The sequence below is a fragment of the Mesorhizobium sp. genome (assembly GCF_004962925.1).
In the GTDB taxonomy this organism is placed as follows: Bacteria; Pseudomonadota; Alphaproteobacteria; order Rhizobiales; family Rhizobiaceae; genus Mesorhizobium.
This window is the reverse complement of sequence record NZ_SUEO01000422.1, coordinates 1-718: the sequence shown is the minus strand read 5'-3', so window position 1 is coordinate 718 and position 718 is coordinate 1. Positions and strand designations below refer to the sequence as shown.

At 55.8% G+C, this 718-nt stretch carries 1 pseudogene; it reads left to right on the top strand.

Annotated features, from left to right (window positions below):
* A pseudogene (locus E5W87_RS35520) lies at positions 1–334 on the top strand (calcium-binding protein); the annotation flags it as partial.
* Positions 335–718 lie beyond the last annotated feature (384 nt).

Here is a 718-nt window from a genome sequence, read left to right as displayed (position 1 = left end):
CGATAAGTTGAGCGGCTTTGGCGGCAACGACATCTTCGTCTTCAATAGCGCCCTTGGTGACGGCAATGTCGACAGGATTACCGACTTCAACAAGTCCCAGGACAAGATCCACCTCGACAACGCCATTTTTGCCGGGCTGAACGCGGGCGCGCTCACAGCCGCCGCCTTCTTTGCGGGTACGGCCGCGCACGATAGTTCCGACCACATCATCTACAACAATTCAACCGGGGCGCTCTCTTTCGACAGCGACGGCATCGGCGGCGCAGCTCAAACACAGTTCGCCACCCTTTCTCCAGGTCTCTCGCTTACGGCAGGTGCATTCTTTGTGACCTAAAGCTGCGCGTGCCAATGGAAAACTGATGGATCAGTTTTGACCCGACCGCGAGCCGCGAAGGTGCTGGCGTCCCCAAGATCATTCTAGGCCATTTCGGCATTGTCGATTCTCCCTCAAAGTTAGCTTAAAGTGCCGGTTCCCCGAACCAGCAGCAGACCGAAGGAACCGTGCTGGTTTCGTTAGCGCGATGTTTCGGCGAAACCTGTGTCGCCTGTCATTCATTCGTAGGATGAGAGTTCACATCTCAATGGCTAGAAATTGAAGATGAGTGGACCTGCCCTTCAAAGGGAGGCTCTCCCGCACAAGGCGATGCGTGTCTGAGCTTGGAGAGCGTCCGGTAGACGTCAGTTCCGCGGGCAAAGCAGCAAGCGGGTTCTTATAAAC